Raw genomic sequence first — 19,888 nt, 5'->3', positions numbered from 1 at the left:
CGTCCTATTGTCCCTCGCCATTGCCTTCATGCGCACGCGGCGGCGCAGGGTCGGCCTTGGTCTCGGTCTTCGCCTCGCCTCTCTTTCGGCTTCCCTCCGTCTTCGCGTTCGGCGTCTTGGCGGAGTTCGGCGTCTCGCGCTCGATCACGACCTCTTCCTTTCGCCGGACAGCGGAGATGTCCGACCCCACATTGTCGAGGATCGATTCCGCCCGGCGCCGAATGAGGCCGAAGGTCTCGTCCGTCATGATTCCCGAGATCACGGCCAGGAAAGCGACGAGAAACGGGTTCAGCTGCAATCCGCCCGCAAGGGCTGTCCGGTCTCCCAACGCCACGAGAGAAATGCGCGCCAGCACATAGATCGTCAGGGCGCACATGATGGCGAGGAGGATCCGTACCAGAACCTCTTGAATCTGGATGTTCATGCGAGAAAGCCGTTGTGGCTGACCTGCAGCGCGATCGGCGGCGTTCGCAGCCGCGGTCCGATAGATCCCCCAGCGTGTCGCAACCTCCCAGACATACCGCAACAGCGCGCCGAGGATGCCGGAGAAAACCACGAGAACTGCATAGGTGAAATCGAGTGGTGCGAAGACGATATCGATCAGTCCCTGCTGCCGCGAGGTATGGACATCGTTGAAGGATGCGTTCTCCCTGATCACGGCATCCGACAGGACGGCCCCGCCATCAAGACTTGCGCTCGCGATCTGCCCGGTTGCGACAGGCGTAGACGCTTGGGCATGATCCGGCATCAGCAGGGAACCGAACAGGAAGCTATAGAACCGATAATAGGAGATCAGCTCCGACATCAGGTTGCGGTCGACGCTCTTTTGGGCGTTCGGAGCGGGAGATCCGAGGCTGATGACGGCGCCGCAATTCTGGGATGAATAGAATTGGATGATCGCCAAGGCATCGAACTGCACGCTCGATGCGATCTGCACCGCATTGGCCATATCCTTGAGCCTGTCGCAGGCGCGCAGCACCACCTGGAAGGCCGAAGCCGTCTTGGGCTCGTAGAGAAAATCGAACAGCCTCTTCGCATCGTCGCGGATTTTCCTGAGCTCCAGGTCGAACCATCCCTGATACTCGGGAGACAGTTCGATGGTCATCGCGTCGAGCAGCGCTGCCGGCTCCATGAAATTGGGATTCGACAGCGCGACCACTTTCGGCTGCGTGCTGTGCGCGACAGAGATCAGATCCACGTCCACGGAATCGAAGATATTCTTGGCACACCGCTCCGCGGCCTCTCTGTCGGAGGCTTGCGCCGATAACGCCACAGCGGCGGTCACTGCCCCCGTGGCGTCGCCGCCCTCTGTCTCGGCTTTCGGCGCAGGAGCTCCTGTCACTCTCGAGACATTGGTTCTCGTCCCGTGTCTCAGGACGTACTCGCAGATGTAGTTGCTCCGGTCGCTGATCTTGATGCGGTATGTCTCGACGATCCGTCGTACGGAAATGGAATCGTCGTTGAGAACCGAACCGGACTGGAAGGAACCCAGATCCTTCTCAATTCCGCGCTCAACATTCGCCAGATGGATCACCTGGCTCAGCGAGAAATCCGGACTTCGGTTCTGCGCCTCTGACAACCGGATCTGAAATTGCATGAGAGCGATCAGCAGGGACACGACGACGACGATGCCGAGGGTCAAAGTCGCAATCACCGCCAACTTCAACGTGTTGAGAACCGCTTTGAACTGAGGCCAGGGCATCAGATGCCTCCGCATGCACCGCGCCTCTAGGATCGCGACAGAGATCCTCCGCGCGAATAGGAAAGGAAGGATGGAATCTGGGTATTTCTGGTAAACCGGCGCAGCCGCAGGGCCGCATGGACGGTGACAGCGCCTTGATATGGTACCGGCCGGTTTCTATCTTTCGAGCAATGATATTGCTTGCGCGTGCACTCCTTTTCATCGTTGGTCTGTTCTTCTTTCCTCTTGGAGCCCATGCCCTGTGGTGGTCCTTCCGGGATGTGGCACCGAATTGGCGTGATGCGGACTGGTCGAGTGCGAAACTCTTGCCGGCGCCCCGCGAGGCGCCGCAGGCAATCGTTGCGATTTATGCTGCACGCGTCGGGCGCTGGCGCGGAATCTTCGCGCATCACAGCTGGATCGTCGTGAAGGATAACGGCGCCGACCGTTATACGCGCTTCGACAAGGTCGGATGGGGCAGTCCGGTGCGCACCAACGGATGGGTGGCCGATGGCCGCTGGTTCGGCAACCCGCCGCAGCCGATCGTCTATCTTGAGGGCGAAGCAGCGGCCCGCCTTATTCCGCAGATCCGGGAGGCGGTCGCGCGTTATCCCTACAGCAAGGCGGGAGACTACAACGCCTGGCCGGGACCGAACTCCAACACCTTCGTGGCGCATGTGATGCGCTCGGTGCCCGAACTGGGCGCCGCGATGCCACCCACCGCGCTCGGTAAGGACTGGCAGCCGTTCCACGACATCGTCGGACTGACTCCGAGCCATACAGGATTTCAGGTCTCCCTCGGCGGCTATGCGGGCCTCTCCGTCGGCTGGGTCGAGGGCATCGAGGTGGATCTGCTGGGCCTCGTGGCCGGCGTCGATCTGCGCCGGCCCGCCATCAAGCTGCCTGGTTGGGGACGGATCGGCATGGATCCGATCATCTGATGAAGGCAGCGCCGGGATGCGCCTGCTCTAAGAGAACGGAGGGTTCGGCCAGGACGTTATCAGGGTTATGAAGGGTCTATTGCAATCAGATCGTCTCCACTTCCTCAGCGGAAACGACTCTCTCCATGATTGTGGCGTATGGGACGAAGCCAGTCCGCGTCCAGAACATCTTCCCTCCGGGGTTTGCTTCGATGACGTCCAGATAAATGCGGTCACCGGCTTGGAAACGGGCTCGCATAAGTTCCTTCAACGCGACAGAGCCCGCTCCCCCGCGTCGGCGATGGCGCGCTATGAAGAATTGTCGCAAGAACACGCGCTCGCCGCGAGGCTCTGCCGGATCAGGCTCATAGCGATGGACGGCATATCCAATGACCTCGCCATCGACTTCGAAGAGATCGACCTTCCAGCCGTCTGCCACAAGCCGCTTAAAACGATCCCTGAGCTGATCAATTGTCATAGGATTGCGGTGAGCCTGATCCTCGATCAACTCCCGGTTCATTCGCCCCAACAACTCGAAGTCCTGAGGCACATGCGACCTGACAGAAATACGGTTCAAAAACGAATCGGAGTGGTCAACTTCAGTCATGAGACTTCCTTGGGCAGGACTCGGCCGCACTGCCACCATGAAACCGTCGATACAATTCAATACGGCGGTGCCAGATGCAACTATTCATGCAGCCCTTTTCCAATAGAACCGAGGCTGATCTCAAACGGAGGCTTCCTCTCGAAACGAACATGAACGGATTGGTCATATTATTTTGGAGAAAGGCTGATCGGAAAGCCCTAGAGCGATGATTCGGCAGAAGCCGGTCATCGAGCGACCTAGATGGAGCAAGCCGATCTCTCTTGCCATAGCGGATGTAGTCGGCACCAAGGAGCTCAAAAACCGAATCCACTTTTCCGCACGATGCGCTAAAGCTGTCCCGTGACCAACGCCACTCAAAAAACGGCAGTGACGGCTGAGATGATCGCCAAGGGCGACCGCGCCGCGCTGGCGCGCGCCATCACGCTGATGGAATCCCGTCGCGCCGACCATCGCGCTGCGGCACGGGAACTTCTCCAAGCTCTCATGCCGCGCACGGGACATGCGGTGCGGGTCGGCATCACCGGCGTTCCCGGCGTCGGCAAGTCGACCGCTATCGACACCCTGGGCCACATGCTTACCGAACAGGGCCATAAGGTTGCCGTGCTCGCCGTGGACCCGAGCTCCACCCGCACCGGCGGCGCCATCCTCGGCGACAAGACACGCATGGCGCGCCTCGCAGTCGATCCGAACGCTTTCATCCGCCCTTCCCCCTCCTCCGGCACTCTCGGGGGCGTCGCGGCCAAGACCCGCGAGACTATGCTGCTGTGCGAAGCTGCAGGCTTCGACGTGATCCTGGTCGAGACCGTCGGAGTGGGACAGTCGGAAACGGCCGTGGCCGATCTGACCGACTTCTTCCTCGTCCTCATGCTGCCCGGCGCCGGCGACGAATTGCAGGGGATCAAGAAGGGCATTCTCGAGCTCGCCGACATGATCGCCGTCAACAAGGCGGACGATGCCGAGGCACGGGCGAAAGCCGCGGCGGCCGAATACCGGGCGGCGCTCCGGATCCTCACGCCCGCCTCCGCTGCGTGGACGCCACCGGTCTTGATGATCTCAGGACTGACCGGTCAGGGGCTCGACGCGCTCTGGCAAAAGGTCCTCGACCATCGCCGTCGCCTCGAGGCCACCGGGGAGCTTGAGGCCAAGCGGCGGGCGCAGGATGCGAAATGGATGTGGGCGCTTGTGCACGAACGCCTGCACGACCGGCTCACCCACGACCCTGCCCTGCGCAGGCGGGTTCCGGACATCGAGCGGCAGATCGCCCGTGGAGAGCTTTCTCCGACGGCGGGCGCGGACGAGATCGTCCGGCTTCTGGGGATCTGACGCGCAGCGCGTCGCGCTATCGCCTTTCACGTCTCCGATCCGTTTATTCCCACGACGCGGCGCAAGCGAGGCTTGACCGACCCATACCTGTTTGGCTATGCATAATCCATAGCCAAACAGGTATGAATGCGATGTCATACGGTCAGGATGTAGTTTTCAGGGCCCTTGCCGATCCGACGCGTCGAGGGATCTTCGAACACCTTTGCCGCAAGGGAGACACGACCGTCGTGGGGCTGCTGGCAGGGGCCGGCGTCTCGCAGCCGGTGGTTTCGAAGCACCTGAAGGTGCTGAAGGGCGCCGGACTGGTTCGCGACCGCCACGAGGGTCGCTACACCTATTACACCGCGCAGCGCGACGCGTTGGCCCCGCTGATCGACTGGACGAACCAGATGACCGGCTTCTGGCAGGATCGTTTCGACGATCTCGAAGATCTTCTCAAAAGGATGGACCAATGAACGAAGTCATGGCCGAGACGCGCTCCATCATCGTGGAGCGAGGCTTGCCCTATCCGCCGGAAAAGATCTGGCGTGCGCTGACCCAACCGCATCTGATCGCCGAATGGCTGATGAAGAATGACTTCAGCCCTGAGACGGGGCATCGCTTCTCGCTGACAGCAGACTGGGGGGCGGTCGAATGTCAGGTGCAGACGGTCGAGCCGAACCGATCCCTCTCCTATTCGTGGGACACGAAGGATCTCCGGAGCGTCGTCACCTGGACTCTGACCCGAACGGGCGAAGGCACGACGCTGCGCATGGAGCAGCGTGGCTTCAGGCCAGAGCAACGGTCGTATTTCCAGGGCGCCACAGTCGGATGGCCACGGTTTCTCCAGCAGATGGAACGGGTTCTGGCGAACCTGGAATGATCTCCGGAACCTCCGGATCGGACTTTGCGTGCAGTACAGGAGTATATGGAATGAACATGGCGATACGACAAATCCACCGCTGGGTTTCCCTAGCCTTCACATTGGCGGTGGTCGCCATCTTTACCGGTCCCGCACTCGGAACCATGCCGGAATGGTTTTACTATCTGCCCGCTTTTCCGCTGGTCCTGCTCCTGCCGAGCGGCCTTTACCTGTTCGTGCAGCCCTATGTCGGCAAGCGCAGAAGGGGCCGCAGCGCACCGGCAAGAGCCTGAGCCATGAATGAGGCAGACGCCGGCAAGCCGAGACTTCTGGCCGGTGGCAACCCGCAGATTTCGAAAGGCTCTGGCGACGGACCCGTGCGGACCTATATCGAAGCGATGCCCGGCTGGAAAAGCGCCGTCGGGCGCCGCATCGACACGCTCATCACGGAAGCCATCCCTGACGTGAAGAAGGCCGTCAAATGGAACTCACCTCTCTATGGAATCGCTGATCGAGGCTGGTTCCTCGGGTTCCACTGTCTGACCAAGTCCGTGAAGGTTGCCTTCTTCCGCGGCTCGGCTCTTTGCCCACTGCCTCCCGGCCCATCGAAACAGAAGGATGTGCGCTATCTCGACATTCCTGAGGATGGCCCCTTCGATGCTGCGCAGTTTACCGAGTGGGTGAAACAGGCAAGCCTTCTGCCCGGCGAGAAAATGTAAACGAAAGGCTTGAGGCGTAAGGCCCTCTAGGGTCTGGACACGACCGCTCGAACGGCGCGATTCGGCTCACGACCCACACCGGGCTCTCGCACCGGACCCATGGTCTACCCCGCTTCCTTCATGGTAGGCACGCTTCGTTCGGCATGCTTATCATGAAGGAGTCGGCCGCAATGAAGTGCCTGCGCATCTATGCCACCCCGGATGGCGAGTCGCATTTCGACGAGGTCGAATTGCCGACGACGGAGAGGTCGGTGCACCCCGATGCCGTGCCGTTCGACGTTACCGGCAGCTATCCGGCGTCTCGCGTCCGCATCACCCACATCCCGGCGGGCATGCGCGAGGTTGCTTGGCATACGGTCCCAGAGCCGGTGCTGACGGTCAGGCTGGATGGTTCGGTTGAATACGAGACGAGCGACGGAGAGGTGCGTCACGTTCCGGCGGGTAGCTTCGTGTTAGTGGAGGACACACACGGCAAGGGCCATCTGTCACGCCATTCGCCAGAGGCGCAGACTGTCATCTGGATCTCACTCCCGAACGGCCTTGAGTTACCGCCCGCATAGCCCGTGTGGACACGCTGTCGGCGCTTCTGCCGAGAGTCCGCCCTCCACGAAACCGAAGCCGCGGCAACACCCTGGCTCGATCCAGACCCTAGACCATCAGTTCCTGTGTCGCGCGGATACGGCCGACCTCGATGCCGTTCCAGTTCTTCAGAATCGGCTGCGCCATGGCGTCGATCATGGCCCGCTCGTTGTCGTCGAGCCTCAGGAAGCGCAGGATGAGGGCGGCCATCATGGCCTCAGCGGCCCGGCCTGCGCCGTCATCCGCCTTGAGCGCGATTCCATAGCCGAGTTCCGGGAAGGCCGCGCAGTAGACACCCTCGGCCCCGGTCTTCACGAAAGCCCGTTCGCCCAGGATATCCATAAGCTTCGTGTCGAACCGACCGGTGCCCGCAACCATGAAGGGATGGCGCGCGACAGCCGTACGGATGCGCTCCGAGGCAGCCTTGCAGCCGGGCGATATTCCAACGCCGGAGCCGAACTTGGCGAAGCCGAAGGCGAGCGCCGGCAGCGGAATGGCATAGGTCGGGATGGAGCAGCCATCGATGCCGCTCACATCCTCCGTGTGGGAGGCCCCAGTCAGGTCCTCAAGGGCATGGCGCACCGCCTGCTGGACGGGATGCTGGGATTTCACATAGCCCTTCGGATCGTCGCCAAGGCCGCAGGCGAGGCAGATGAATCCCGCATGCTTGCCGGAGCAATTGTTGTGGAGTTGCGTCGGCTGCCCGCCCGAGGCCGCCAGGGCGCGAGTCGCCGCGTCGCCGAGGGGCCAATGGGCGCCGCATTCCAGGCAGCTTTCGTTCTGGCCGGCCTTCGCCAGCATGGACGCCGCCACCCGCACATGATCCGGTTCCCCGGAATGCGAGGCGCAGGCGAGCGCAATCTCCTCATCCGTCAGGCCGTACTTGTCGGCGATACCGTTCTCCACCAGGGGCAAGGCCTGCAGCGCCTTCACCGCCGAGCGCGGGAAGACGCGCCGCTCCACGTCTCCCAGGGTCAAAACCGTGCTGCCCTCCGCGTCGACGACCGCGACACTGCCCCGATGCCGTGATTCGACCAGGCGACCGCGAGAAACCTCGACGAGAATAGGATTGTCCATGAATGGCCCCGTTTTGAACGGCGGTGTTTTGTCCGCGAGCGGACCGGATGTCAAAGGAATCCTTGTTTCAAAACGCTTTCGTAAGTCGATCACGTCGCGCTTGCAGCCAAGCCCACTGCCCCTTAAACCCTCGGGCGTCAAGAACGGGACTTTCCTATGCGCATTGCGATGATCGGGTCTGGATATGTAGGTCTTGTGTCGGGAGCGTGCTTCGCCGATTTCGGCCACACGGTGTGCTGCGTCGACAAGGATCCGGCCAAGATCGAAGCCCTCAACCGCGGCGCGATCCCGATCTTCGAGCCGGGCCTGGCCGAGTTGGTGGCGAAGAACGTCCGCGAAGGCCGCCTGACCTTCACCACCGCCCTACCCGAGGCCGTCTCGGCCGCCGAGGCGGTGTTCATCGCGGTCGGGACCCCCTCCCGCCGCGGCGACGGCCATGCCGATCTCTCCTATGTCCACCAGGCTGCCCGTGAGATCGCCATGGCGCTCACCGATTATACGGTGGTGGTGACCAAATCCACGGTACCGGTCGGCACTGGCGACGAGGTCGAGCGCATCATCCACGAAACCCGCCCGGACGCTGCCTTCGCAGTCGTGTCCAACCCTGAATTCCTGCGCGAGGGAGCCGCTATCGCCGACTTCAAGCGCCCCGACCGCATCGTCATCGGCACCGAGGACGAACGCGCTGCTCGGGTCATGACCGAAATCTATCGGCCGCTCTATCTCAACCAGTCTCCCCTGCTCGTCACCGCGCGGCGCACGGCCGAACTGATCAAGTATGCGGCCAACGCCTTCCTCGCCACCAAGATTACCTTCATCAACGAGATCGCCAATCTGTGCGAGCAGGTCGGCGCCAACGTCCAGGACGTGGCCCGCGGCATCGGGCTCGACAACCGCATCGGCAGCAAATTCCTGCATGCTGGCCCTGGCTATGGCGGCTCTTGCTTTCCCAAGGATACGCTGGCGCTGATCAAGACGGCGCAGGACTACGATGCACCGATGCGGATCGTCGAGACGGTGGCGGCGGTGAACGACCAGCGCAAGCGGGCCATGGGCCGCAAGGTGATCACGGCCTGCGGCGGCTCGGTGCGGGGCGAGACGATCGCCGTCCTGGGACTGACCTTCAAGCCCAACACCGACGACATGCGCGAAGCCCCCGCGATCGACGTGATCCGTACGCTGCAGGATGCGGGAGCGCATGTGCGAGCCTACGATCCGGAAGGCATGACGGCGGCACAGGCGCTCCTGTCGGACGTGGATTATGCCCGGGACGCCTATGACTGCGCAGAAGGAGCCTCGGCTCTGGTGATCGTGACCGAATGGGACCTGTTCCGGGCGCTGGATTTCAGGCGCCTGAAAGGGCGAATGAAGAGTCCCATGATCGTCGACCTGCGCAACATCTACCGCCCCGACGACATGAAGCAGAGCGGCTTCACCTATGTGTCCATCGGACGCCCGTCATAGAGCATCGGACCCAAAAGTGGACCCACTTTTGGGATCCTATCCGATGCTCCGCTCTTTGAAGAGCGCATCGTTAGAACGGAAAACCGGATCCACTTTTCCGCACGATGCGCTAGAACCTGCCACCTGATCGCGTTCCGAGGTTCACGCGACCGCGCTCTCGTGGCATAGACGATCAAGCTCAAGACCATCCCATCCGAAAGCGGAGTGCCCGATGCAGACCTTCTTCGTCGAGATCAAGTGCAAACTCGGGAAGACCTACGAAGTGGCGAGTCAGCTCGCCGACCGGGAGATCGCATCGGAAATCTATTCGACGGCCGGAAACTACGACATCCTCGCCAAATTCCACGTGGATGACGAGGTGGATATCGGCCACTTCATCGCCAAGAACGTGCAGTCGGTCGAAGGCATTGCCGACACGCACACGATCATTACGTTCAAGGCGTTCTGAAGAATAATCCGGACAATGGTTTAGAGGCCGTCCCTCGTCATTGGGCGAGTGCACTCGCCTCCAATGTCTTCTCGATTATCCGCTGTGGATGCGAGATTTCAGCGAGGAGCGGCCGAATATCCTCGTAGCGGTCCATGCGCCGCACGATCTTGGAATCGATCCGGTTGTAGAGTTCGGCGACGCTCACGGACCGGCGCTTGCGTCCCTTCCCATCCATGAAGAGCGCTGCATTGGCCTTGGCGGCCTGGGGGAAGAGCTTCGCTGCCTTGGTGCTCGGATCCTTGTCGAGGACGTCGAGAAACCGCACGGCGCTGCTCGCGCCAAGGAAATGGGCCAAGTAGAGCTCCGCCTCGGCAAGTTCACGCTCTCCCTGCGCCCGAAGGGCCTGCTCCACATCCTTGATCAGCTCCCCGGCCATCAGGCCGGAAAAGTAGGGATCGGTGCGCAGGCTGAGGATCCAAGCCTTATCCTTCTGTTCCACGGCCGGTTCGCCGTCGACGATCCGGATCGCCTTCGCAGCAGCCGCGAAGCCGTAATCGGCGGCATGGGCATAGACCGTTTCGAGCCAGGTCCGGTCGATGAACTGGAACAAGCCTTCCGCCGTGGATGTGGGCGCCTTCGCCTCCGGCGAGAGGCTCGATTCCACGTCGGCCAGGGTCATCATGTAGACGGGGTCGACCCCCGTCACGCGCGCAGCCTTCAGGATGGAATGGACCAGCCACCTCGGCGCGCTGCGGCCGCTGAACGGAATCATCTCATCCGGATTGCCTGTCGCGACGGTCGTTTCCTCCTCGCGGCTCGAAGCCCGCGCCACATTCAGGCTAGGAAAGGCGTCCTCGAGGATCGAGCGGAACAGGCCCGGAATCGTACCCAGCTGCGGCGAGAAGACAGCAGCTTCGACGTGGGAGACGGGCGCCGGGAGGAACGGCCTTGCCATCACCGCGCTCGGCACGGTCGCAACGGCTGCTGGACCTGCCGCCAGCACCTGGGTACCGGCTAGAACACTCATGGCCAGAAGGGCATGGAACGGGCGACGGCTCCATCGCCCACATGCTGCGGAGACGCTCCGCGCGAAACGCGAAGCAGCGCCTTGCGGCGTCCTCACATTGGTCGACATACTTACTTTCCCGCACGGCCCTGCCGGACGGCAGGACCTTCCCTTGTGTCATTCTGAGACAAGGGTTGGCCGGGAGATGTGTCGAGAATCGGTCAGCTTGACCGTAAGATTGTGAAATTCCTGGGAAATTATTGGTTAAGGAAGGGTTTTTAACCGGAAATTAGGAAGCCGACTGCGCCACGAGCTGCGCATTGGTCTGCTCGAGGCGCTTGGCCAGCTCGCGCATGACGGCGAGCGCCATCTGCGGAAACTGAGCCAGGAGCTCGAGAAAGACCCGCTTGTCGATCCGCAGCGCGGTCGTCGGAATGGCCGCCATGATCGTGGCGGAGCGCGGAGTGTCCGACAAAATACCCATCTCCCCTACGAGGGCGTTCTCGCCCAACTCCGCCACACGGATCTCGCCATGCGGCGTATCGAGGAGCACCTGTGCCCGCCCGTCGAGGATCACATAGGCAGCATCGGCCGCATCCCCCTGCGAAAAGAACCGCTGCCCACCGGCGAACTGAACACGCTCGCTGGTGAAGGCGAGCAGCTTCAAGCGGGCCGGGTCGATGTCCCGGAACATCGGGACTTGGCGCAGCGATTGAACCTCGGCCTCAAGGGTCATGCAACCTCTCCTGCTATCGGTTGAGAGCTTTCAGGGGCGGGCCGTCTGGCGCGCTGCGCCGGGCCTCTCGGCTCTTCCAGGACGATTTGTCCATCCCGGAAGCGTATCAGAACATCGAAAGGATCGGCCTGCCGATCGTTGGGAAGGACGACGAGAAGAGACCGTCCCTCGCATAGCCCGAAGAGTACCTCAACCATCTTTTGGCTCCGGGCCTCGTCGAAAGGCGACAGAGCGCCGTCGAGAATGAGGATGTCGGGACGTTTCACTACGCACCGGGCAAGGTTGACGCATGCCCGCTCCTGCGGTGTGAGAAGCCGCCCCGCGGTGCCGACCTGATGGTCGAGGCCGATCCGCTCAATATCTTCCAGCAATTCCATGTTCCGAACGACGGCTGACACCGCTTCTGCGACCCGGGCCTGCGCGTTCGCGACCCGGTAGCTGATGCGGCCGAACAGGAGATTATCCCGCAACGGCGCAGCCGCACAGATCTTTTCCGGATCATAGAATTCTACTCCGTCCGCATCCGCCATCTGCAGCATCTCGCGCACCAGGCGGCGGGCGTGCACCAGCAGCAGCCGGAGATGATTATCGAGAAGTCCGAGGCGGTGACGCGGCTCGATATAGGCCAGCGGCAGGGAGAGGAGCTTTGCTCGATCCTCTTTCGACAGGGCCACATCGGAGCGCGCATGCCTGCGCAGGATCATCTCGAATTCCGCCAGCTCCTCCGCGCCGATGAAGGAGAACTGCTCGAACAGAGAATGTCCCGGAGGCAGGCCTTGGAAGATTTCAGTCATCGTCTCGGCGATCTGAAGGCCCATATGGACCAGATCATCCGTCAGACCGGCACGGTCGATGGCGTCCCGGAAATCCGGATTGTAGGCGAGGTTCCGGCCCTTGAACTCATCGGTCTTGGGCACGCCGAACAGAAGATTCTCGGCAATCGTGGTCTGCTCGTTGTAGCTCTCGGGATCGAACGGGTCGATGAGACCGGCCATTCCTTCTGCCTGGAAGGTCTCGCGCAGGCGATGGCGGGCCTCGACGATGCGCTCGGCAAGTTCGGGCTCGTCTTCCGGCACGATCCATCCGGTGAGGCCGAAGAGATAGATCTCCCCTCCCATCCCGAGCCTGTTGAGCAGCGTCACGAGAATGTGGTCGAGATCCTCCGCATCCTTGGCGCCCGCCTTTTCGTAATCGATCCACTGATCGGCAATGCTATCGACCGGATTGCCGGTCCGCTCCGCCTCGACGATCCGGCGCATTTCCTCACGGGAATCGGGTGATCCCGGCGACCCCAAAGGCTTGTGGCGCAGGCCATAGATGAGGTTGTCGCGAATCGAGCCCGGAAACAGGATCGGGTCGATGCCCGCGTAGGCGAGCCTGTCGCCGGCGACCGCCAGAGGGAGCTGCAGGAGATCGCGCTCGCCGATCCGGACCTGGCCGCTGAAACCGTTCATGCGGCGTGCCAGGATCCGCGCCAGAGTGCTCGCCGCCCCTCCGCCGTTTGAAATGATCGCGACTTTCGCGGGCAGTTCGATCTCGAAGGAGGCGTTGTCGAGGATAAGACCGCCATGGGCATCGCTGATCCGAAGCTCCTCGACCTTGAGAGGCCCGACGAGGGGCTTGTCCTGCTCCTCTTCTTCGCGGGCCGATACGAATGGCAGAAGCCGCTCTTCCGCGAAGTGCTCGGTCACCTGATCGTATTTGACCTGGACGTCGAGGCGCTGCTGGTCCCAATCGATCAGCTCCTTGAGGGGCGGCGGCAGCTCCCGATAGGCCCCGATGACCGCAACGAGCTGGCCGATGTCCAAAGTGCCCCGGATCGCGAAATAACCACCGACCACATAGAAGAAGAACGGCGTCAGCTGGGACAGGAAATTGTTGAGGAATTTGACGACGAATTTCCGGTTGTAGATCTTCACCCGAAGGTCGAAGAGCCGGAACAGCCGATGCCCGATCTCCGCCTTCTCCCAGCCGTAAGCATTATGAACGTGTACGGCCTCGATGCCGTCGAGCACCTCCCCGATACGTCCGGCCAACTCGCGAGAGGCGAGCTGTCGCTGCTTGCCCAGCCGAAGGAGTTCGCGCCGCAGATACGGAATGACGGTGAATTGAACGCCCACCACCCCGATGGCCATCAGCCCGAGCCAGAGATTCTGGATGATGATGAAGAATATGGCCGTGAGGGCCTGAGTCCCTAGGAAGATCGGGGTAATGAAGGCGTCGCCGATAAAGCCGCCGACCGGCTCCACCTCATCCTTGATGATGGTTGCGGTCTCGGAGGATTTGACGGTCCGCAAGGCTTCCGGCGTGAAGCGCAGCACCATGCTGAACAGGTCGAAGCGCATTCGCCTTAGCATGCGCTCGCCGAGAACGCCCTTGGCGACGTTGATCCAATACTTGAACGCGCCGTTGATAACCACAAAGAACAGGAAGAGGCAGGAGAGGCCGAGCAGCAATCCGATACGCCCGACCTCGAAGCCATCAAAGACGTGGAAAGTATGGCCGCCGAGCCAGTTCGGCATATGGAGGTCGAGCTTCAGAAAAGGGGCGAGCGCCTGCCCCTCTCGGAACGCCTCCCCCTGAATCGCCTGGTTCACGATCTGGCGGGGCAGGTCGAGGGATGCGAAATAAAACGGCTGGGAAGCGAGCACGACGGCGCACACGATCAGCTGATCGCGCTTCGAATGCGTCCAGATATATCGAAACAGGCTCTTTTCCATTGCCGGGACGATACCATCTTCAATTCGTCAAACCACCCCTCTTTCCCTGCGAGGGGTGCCGCCTTAGCTTCTTTTCCAGGGGCTATTGCAACGCTAGAGGACGGTGCCGTAACGTTCGCCGGGCAGTCACAGGTTGAGTGCCCAAACAGCAACCCTTCTGACGGACTTGAAGATGGACTACCCTTTGCCGCTTCCATCGGGGCGCCAGAACGGCGCCCGGGTCCTGATCTACAGCCACGACACGTTCGGGCTGGGCCATTTGCGCCGCTCACGGGCGATTGCCAATGCCATCGCCGAGGAACGGGCTGACTGCTCCATCGTGATCATCTCCGGCTCACCGGTGATCGGCAATTTCGAGTTCGGCAGCGGCGTCGACTATATCCGCATTCCGGGCGTCACCAAGCTTCCCGATGGCGATTACCGCAGCCTCAACCTCAACGTGAACCTGGATGAAGCTGTCGGGCTGCGCCAGGACCTTATTTTACAAGCCGCGCAATCTTTCCGCCCTGACGTCTTCATCGTCGATAAGGAACCTACGGGCTTTCGTGGCGAGGTGGTGCCCGCTCTGGACTATCTCGAGAGCCAGGGCTGCCGCCGGGTACTCGGAATTCGCGACGTCATGGACGAGCCTGCGCTTCTCGTTCCGGAATGGGAACGTAAGGGTGCGAAGGAGATCCTGGTCCGCTCCTATGACGAAGTCTGGGTCTATGGGCTCGAGGACGTGTACCGTCCGCTGGACGCCCTCGACCTGCCTGCTACGGTCACCGACCGCATTACCTATACCGGTTATCTGCGCCGCGAAGTTCCCCCCACCCCCTCTCTCACGCGCTACCCGAAGATCACCAAGCAGCCCTTCATACTGGTCACGACCGGCGGCGGTGGCGATGGGGACGACCTGATCGACTGGGTGATCTCGGCCTATGAGCATGATGCCGATATCGAGATGCCGGCGCTGATCGTCTTCGGCCCGTTCGTGAACCGGGACATGCGCCGGTCCTTCATGGAGCGGATCGCCCGCCATCCCAAGCTCGACGCGATCGCCTTCGATACCAAGATCGAGCACCTGATGCAGAAGGCGGCGGCGATCGTCGCGATGGGCGGATACAACACCTTCTGCGAGATCCTGTCCTTCGACAAGCGCGCCCTGATCGTGCCGCGGACGCGTCCAAGGCTGGAGCAGCACATCCGCGCTGTAGCCGCCGAACGCCTCGGACTGGCGAGCATGCTGAGCGATTACGATGCCGCGCGCACGCCGGACAGAATGGCGCTCGCGCTCAAGGGTCTCGCCGACCAGCCCCGGCCCTCCGAGGTCGTGATTCCCGGCCTGCTCGACGGGCTGGATCGTGTCCAGGAAAGGCTGAAGTCCCTCCTGGATATCGAGCAGCCCTTTATGGCTCCGCGGCAAGCCGCCGAGTGACGGCGGCTTTTCGCTGCGCTAGACAGCCTGCATGCCACAGTCTTCGCCTCAACGCCGCATCGCCGTCACCGTGAAGGGTTACCCGCGCCTTTCCGAGACTTTCATTGCGCAGGAAATCCTCGCTCTGGAGCAGCGCGGCCTGGAGCTGGAAATCTGGTCTCTCCGCCATCCGACGGAGAAGGCCATGCATCCGATGAACCGGGCCATCCGGGCGAAAGTCACGTATCTGCCGGAATACCTCTACGAGGAGCCGATCCGGGTGCTGAAAGGCGCATTCTGGAGTCTGCGACAGCGCCGTTTCGGCGCCCTCATGCGGGCCTTCTGGGCCGACCTGAAGCGCGATTTCACGCCCAACCGAGTGCGGCGTCTCGGCCAGGCTTTCGTCATGGGACGGGAGCTCAGCCCGGAGGTCGGACATCTGCACGTCCATTACCTGCACACCCCCGCCTCGGTCGTCCGTTATGCGGCTCTGCTGACCGGCCGCAGCTGGACCTTCTCGGCCCATGCCAAGGACATCTGGACGACGCCGGACTGGGAAAAGCGCGAGAAACTGGCCGAAGCCCGGTGGGGTGTCACCTGCACGGCAGAAGGCGCCAGGCATCTGCAAGCTCTCTCCCCCACACCCGACCACGTCTCTCTGGTCTATCACGGCCTCGATCTGTCCCGCTTTCCGGAGGCGCCTCAAAGCCACGCGCAGAGGGACGGCTCGGATCCAGCCGATCCGGTGCGTATCGTATCCATCGGCCGGGCGGTCGCGAAGAAAGGCTTCGGAGATCTCCTCAAGGCCCTCGCCGCCCTGCCGCCCGACCTGCATTGGCGTTTCGTCCATGTGGGTGGCGGTGAACTGCTGGACAGCCTCAAGGCGCAGGCGAAGCGCGACAGCATCGCCGACAAGGTGGCGTTTCTCGGACCCAAGGCGCAGCCCGACGTCGTCGCCCTCCTGCAGCAGGCCGACATCTTCACCCTGCCCTCCAGAAAGGCGCGCTCCGGTGATCAGGATGGCCTTCCGAACGTTCTGATGGAGGCCGCCAGCCAGAAACTCGCCATCGTCGCAAGTGACTTTGCAGGCATTCCCGAATTCATCCGCGACGATATCGAAGGGGCGCTCGTGCCGCCGGGAGACTGGGAGGCCCTGTCCAACGCCCTCAATCTCCTAGCCAGGGAGCCGGAGCGCCGGATCTCCTATGGTGCCGCCGCCTTTGAGCGCCTGCGGCGCGATTTCTCCATGGACGGAGGAATCGACATGCTGGAGGAACGCTTCCGCACCATCAGCGATCAGAGGATCACGAGCGAGCCTGTAGCGGTGTGAGCAGCCAGAGAAGACCCATCGCATTCTATGCGCCCCTCAAGAGCCCGGATCATCTCTCACCCTCGGGCGACCGGACCATGGCGCGCCTGCTTCTCAAGGCCTTGGAGCGGGCAGGCTTCTCGCCGCATCTCGCCAGCACATTCCGGACGCTGGACCGGGAGGGCACTCCCGCGTTTCAGGCGGATATCAAACACCGGTCCCTGGCAGAAGCCGATGGCCTGATCGAGCGATATCGGCACCTACCGCCGCACGAACGTCCGCGCCTTTGGTTCACCTATCACGTCTATTACAAAGCCCCCGACTGGATCGGACCGCAGGTGGCGCAGGCTCTGCGCATTCCCTACGTGGTCGCGGAGGGGTCGCGGGCGCGAAAGCGGGCAGAAGGTCCCTGGGCCCTCGGCCATCGGGGAGCAGAGGCCGCCCTGGACCACGCCCGCGTCGTCTTCGCCATGACCGGGCATGACAAGGAGGCGCTCGATGCCTTCCGGCCGTCGCACCAGGCCACCGTTATCCTGCCCCCGTTTCTGGATCTCGCGGAATGGGAGTTTTCCGCGTCGCAATCTGCTCCTGCCCGGCAGGGATCAAGGCTTCTCACCGTCGCCATGATGCGCAAGGGCGACAAGTTCGCCTCGTACCGGATCCTCGCCAAAGCCTTGAGCCGCCTCATGGACAGGGCCTGGACGCTGGACATCGTGGGCGACGGCGAGGAGCTGGAGAACGTACGCGCCCTGTTTGCCCCGTTCGGGAAGCGTGTCGACTTCCAAGGGCAGATCGATGACCGGCGGGATCTTCGTGCGCTCTACGAGAGATCCAGCCTGTTCGTCTGGCCCGCCGTCAACGAAGCCTACGGCATGGTGCTGCTCGAGGCCCAGCTCTTCGGCTGCCCCGTCCTTGCCGGCGCCTATGGAGGCGTCGCCGACGTCGTCCGCGACGGAACGACCGGCCTGCTCGTTCAGCCGGGCGACGCACGCGCCTTCGCACGGGGACTTGCGACGCTCCTCGACGCACCAGAGGGACTGCGCCATATGGGAGAGGCGGCGCACACATTCGTACGAACGGAGCGCAGCCTGGAGGGCGCTGCGTCTCGCCTGCGAGAAACGCTGATGCCGCTCATCGAGAAGGCCGAAACATGAGCCTTCGTGTCCTGATCGTCGTGACTCACCTTCTCGGCGCCGGCCATCTCACCCGCGCGGCCGCCCTCGCCCGCGCTTTCGCCGAGGCAGGCCACGAGACGGTTCTCGTATCGGGCGGTGCTTCAGCCCAAGTGCTCCTCGACACCGTTCGAATGGTGCAGCTTCCGCCGGTTCGCACAATCGGCACCGACTTCCGGACCCTGCTTGATGAGGCGGGACGTCCGGTTTCCGGCGCCTATCTCGACCAGCGGCGCGACCTTCTTCTCCAGACCCTGAACGCCGTACGGCCGCATGTGCTGATCACCGAACTCTTCCCCTTCGGCCGCCGGGCTCTCGCCGATGAGTTCATGGCCCTGCTGGAGGCGGCGCGGGTAATGACGCCGAGGCCGCAGATCGCCTCTTCGATCCGAGACATTCTCGTAGCACCCTCGAAGCCCGAGCGCGTCGCGGAAACCCATCGTCGGCTTATGCATCTCTATGATGCGGTGCTGGTTCACGGTGATCCGGAACTCGTCGCCCTCGACGCGTCATGGCCGGTCAGCGGCGTGCTGCGCCCTCTTCTGCATTACACCGGCTATGTGGATGAAGGCGTCGATCCTGTCGGTTCGAAAGAAAGGCACGGCATCGTCGTCTCTGGCGGCTCGAGTGCAGCTGGAATACCGCTCTATCGGGCCGCCATGGCAGCGGCACACATCGTCGACGATCGGCCCTGGCGCCTTCTGATCGGACGGGGCGTCAGCGAAGAGGATGTCGAACGTCTGATGAAAGACGCCCCACCTCACGTGAGCGTGGAGCGTACGAGACCCGATTTCCGGATGTTGCTGGCCTCCGCGGAGTTATCGATCAGCCAGGCCGGCTACAACACCTGTGTCGATCTCCTTCGCACTAGCGTCAGGCAGATTCTGGTGCCTTTCGAAGCTGGCCGCGAGACCGAGCAACGCCTGCGCGCGGACCGGCTCCAGGCCATGGGCCTCGCTCGCGTCGTGCCCGAGGAGGACATAACCGGCGCAAAGATTGCCGACGCGGTTCGGAATAGTCTCGCGGCTCCATACCCGCAGCCTCTCTCTCTCGGATTCGACGGTGCGAGGCGGAGTGTCGCCATCGTCGAGTCGCTTATCCTTGCTGCACCGCAGCATCATGCACGCCTCGATTGGTCGCCCTTGTCCGATGCCCTGCATCGCGCCCGGGATCGCGGCTGCCCCATCCGTTTCTGGTGGCGGGACGACGACGCGGTGGCGCGGACGCCGCAACTCGACAGGCTGCTCGCGCTTGCAGGACGATATCAGGCCGGTCTCGGGATCGCCTGCGTGCCGGCTGGTCTCGAACCCTCGCTTGCGAAAAGCCTTCGTGGCGCCGAGGGCGCTTTTGCCCTCGTCCATGGCTCGAGCCACGCCAATCATGCGCCGCACGGCGAAAAGAAAGCGGAATTCGGCGCTCATCGCCCTGTGACAGAGATGGCGAAGGAGGTCGCGGAAGGCCTAGGGCGTTCGGCGGCGATGCTCGGCGACCGCCTTCTGCCGGTTTTCGTGCCGCCCTGGAACCGCATCACTCCCACACTGGTCGAGAACTTGCCGCAGGCGGGTTACAGGGCCATATCCATCTTCAAGGATCGGACGACGGCGCGCACGGCCGAAGGCCTCGCGATCGTCAACACCCATGTGGATCCCATCGACTGGCACGGCAGCCGAAGCCTCTCCGATCCCCTGGGCCTGATCCGCAACCTTACGGACGCCGTGGAGCGTCGGGTTTCCGGTGCGGCTGATCCGGAGGAGCCCATCGGCTTCCTGACGCACCATCTCGTTCATGACGAGAAGGTCTGGACATTTTGCGAGAACCTGTTGGTTTATCTGTCACGAAACAATGAGAGTTTCGTTGCGATCGACGAGCTATTTTGTAACAAGAACAGGATCGTCGTCGACACATAAT

General features: G+C 62.4%; 19 protein-coding genes. 13 read left to right on the top strand and 6 right to left on the bottom strand.

The window, feature by feature from the left end:
* Positions 1-4: 4 nt before the first annotated feature.
* Positions 5-1,702 (bottom strand): hypothetical protein, encoded by a 1,698-nt coding sequence (locus K9B37_RS08490; RefSeq protein WP_224312653.1) that lies wholly within the window; start codon positions 1,700-1,702, stop codon positions 5-7.
* Between the two features lie 170 nt (positions 1,703-1,872).
* Between K9B37_RS08490 and K9B37_RS08485 the strand changes: the two genes are divergently transcribed.
* Positions 1,873-2,622: a DUF3750 domain-containing protein gene (locus K9B37_RS08485; RefSeq protein WP_224312652.1), complete on the top strand. Its 750-nt coding sequence runs from the start codon at positions 1,873-1,875 to the stop codon at positions 2,620-2,622.
* 85 nt (positions 2,623-2,707) lie between these two features.
* On the opposite strand, the gene K9B37_RS08480 is transcribed toward K9B37_RS08485, so the two are convergent.
* Positions 2,708-3,208, bottom strand: coding sequence for a GNAT family N-acetyltransferase (locus K9B37_RS08480; protein WP_224312651.1), 501 nt, complete (start codon positions 3,206-3,208; stop codon positions 2,708-2,710).
* Between the two features lie 339 nt (positions 3,209-3,547).
* On the opposite strand from K9B37_RS08480, the gene meaB reads away from it, so the two are divergent.
* From meaB to K9B37_RS08450, 6 genes are all read left to right on the top strand, one after another.
* Entirely contained in the window at positions 3,548-4,531 is a 984-nt protein-coding gene (gene meaB / locus K9B37_RS08475) for a methylmalonyl Co-A mutase-associated GTPase MeaB (protein ID WP_224312650.1), read from the top strand.
* Between the two features lie 131 nt (positions 4,532-4,662).
* Positions 4,663-4,986 carry an ArsR/SmtB family transcription factor gene (locus tag K9B37_RS08470; RefSeq protein WP_224312649.1) on the top strand — a complete coding sequence of 108 codons (324 nt, stop codon included), beginning with the start codon at positions 4,663-4,665 and terminating at the stop codon, positions 4,984-4,986.
* Entirely contained in the window at positions 4,983-5,393 is a 411-nt protein-coding gene (locus K9B37_RS08465; RefSeq protein WP_224312648.1) for an SRPBCC family protein, read from the top strand. Before K9B37_RS08470 ends, K9B37_RS08465 begins: the two co-directional genes overlap by 4 nt.
* 50 nt (positions 5,394-5,443) lie before the next feature.
* Positions 5,444-5,665 carry a hypothetical protein gene (locus tag K9B37_RS08460; RefSeq protein ID WP_224312647.1) on the top strand — a complete coding sequence of 74 codons (222 nt, stop codon included), beginning with the start codon at positions 5,444-5,446 and terminating at the stop codon, positions 5,663-5,665.
* 3 nt (positions 5,666-5,668) lie between these two features.
* Positions 5,669-6,091, top strand: a complete 423-nt coding sequence (locus K9B37_RS08455) for a DUF1801 domain-containing protein (RefSeq protein ID WP_224312646.1) — start codon at positions 5,669-5,671, stop codon at positions 6,089-6,091.
* 170 nt (positions 6,092-6,261) lie between these two features.
* Entirely contained in the window at positions 6,262-6,651 is a 390-nt protein-coding gene (locus K9B37_RS08450; RefSeq protein ID WP_224312825.1) for a cupin domain-containing protein, read from the top strand.
* An 88-nt stretch (positions 6,652-6,739) separates the two neighbouring features.
* Here K9B37_RS08450 and K9B37_RS08445 read toward each other — a convergent pair whose 3' ends face one another.
* On the bottom strand, positions 6,740-7,747 hold the full coding sequence (locus K9B37_RS08445) for an asparaginase (RefSeq protein WP_224312645.1): 1,008 nt from the start codon (positions 7,745-7,747) through the stop codon (positions 6,740-6,742).
* 156 nt (positions 7,748-7,903) lie between these two features.
* Between K9B37_RS08445 and K9B37_RS08440 the strand changes: the two genes are divergently transcribed.
* On the top strand, positions 7,904-9,211 hold the full coding sequence (locus K9B37_RS08440; RefSeq protein WP_224312644.1) for a UDP-glucose dehydrogenase family protein: 1,308 nt from the start codon (positions 7,904-7,906) through the stop codon (positions 9,209-9,211).
* Between the two features lie 211 nt (positions 9,212-9,422).
* Positions 9,423-9,659 carry an Lrp/AsnC family transcriptional regulator gene (locus K9B37_RS08435; protein WP_224312643.1) on the top strand — a complete coding sequence of 79 codons (237 nt, stop codon included), beginning with the start codon at positions 9,423-9,425 and terminating at the stop codon, positions 9,657-9,659.
* A 37-nt stretch (positions 9,660-9,696) separates the two neighbouring features.
* Here the strand turns inward: K9B37_RS08435 and K9B37_RS08430 are convergent, their stop codons facing one another.
* The 3 genes from K9B37_RS08430 to K9B37_RS08420 all read right to left on the bottom strand — a co-directional run bounded on the left by K9B37_RS08430 (position 9,697) and on the right by K9B37_RS08420 (position 14,103).
* Positions 9,697-10,776 (bottom strand): transglycosylase SLT domain-containing protein, encoded by a 1,080-nt coding sequence (locus tag K9B37_RS08430; protein ID WP_224312642.1) that lies wholly within the window; start codon positions 10,774-10,776, stop codon positions 9,697-9,699.
* 160 nt (positions 10,777-10,936) lie between these two features.
* Positions 10,937-11,383: a Crp/Fnr family transcriptional regulator gene (locus tag K9B37_RS08425; protein WP_224312641.1), complete on the bottom strand. Its 447-nt coding sequence runs from the start codon at positions 11,381-11,383 to the stop codon at positions 10,937-10,939.
* Positions 11,380-14,103: an ABC transporter transmembrane domain-containing protein gene (locus K9B37_RS08420; RefSeq protein WP_224312640.1), complete on the bottom strand. Its 2,724-nt coding sequence runs from the start codon at positions 14,101-14,103 to the stop codon at positions 11,380-11,382. Before K9B37_RS08420 ends, K9B37_RS08425 begins: the two co-directional genes overlap by 4 nt.
* Positions 14,104-14,275: 172 nt before the next feature.
* Here K9B37_RS08420 and K9B37_RS08415 point away from each other — a divergent pair, with 172 nt between their 5' ends.
* From K9B37_RS08415 to K9B37_RS08400, 4 genes are read left to right on the top strand one after another with little or no spacing between them, the layout of a single operon-like run.
* Entirely contained in the window at positions 14,276-15,520 is a 1,245-nt protein-coding gene (locus K9B37_RS08415) for a glycosyltransferase family protein (protein WP_224312639.1), read from the top strand.
* Positions 15,521-15,551: 31 nt separating this feature from the next.
* The gene (locus tag K9B37_RS08410; protein ID WP_224312638.1) at positions 15,552-16,829 is read left to right on the top strand and encodes a glycosyltransferase family 4 protein; all 1,278 of its coding nucleotides are present in this window, start codon (positions 15,552-15,554) and stop codon (positions 16,827-16,829) included.
* Positions 16,826-17,962: a glycosyltransferase family 4 protein gene (locus tag K9B37_RS24885; protein WP_224312637.1), complete on the top strand. Its 1,137-nt coding sequence runs from the start codon at positions 16,826-16,828 to the stop codon at positions 17,960-17,962. The genes K9B37_RS08410 and K9B37_RS24885 overlap by 4 nt, the downstream gene beginning before the upstream one ends.
* A complete protein-coding gene (locus K9B37_RS08400; protein ID WP_224312636.1) occupies positions 17,959-19,887 on the top strand; it encodes a glycosyltransferase in 1,929 nt (642 codons plus the stop codon). The genes K9B37_RS24885 and K9B37_RS08400 overlap by 4 nt, the downstream gene beginning before the upstream one ends.
* Position 19,888 lies beyond the last annotated feature (1 nt).

Origin of the sequence: Microvirga puerhi (assembly GCF_020089865.1) — a bacterium.
GTDB classification, from domain to species: Bacteria; Pseudomonadota; Alphaproteobacteria; order Rhizobiales; family Beijerinckiaceae; genus Microvirga; species Microvirga puerhi.
The sequence above is the reverse complement of the archived record's forward strand: the minus strand, read 5'-3'. Positions and strand labels throughout refer to the sequence as shown.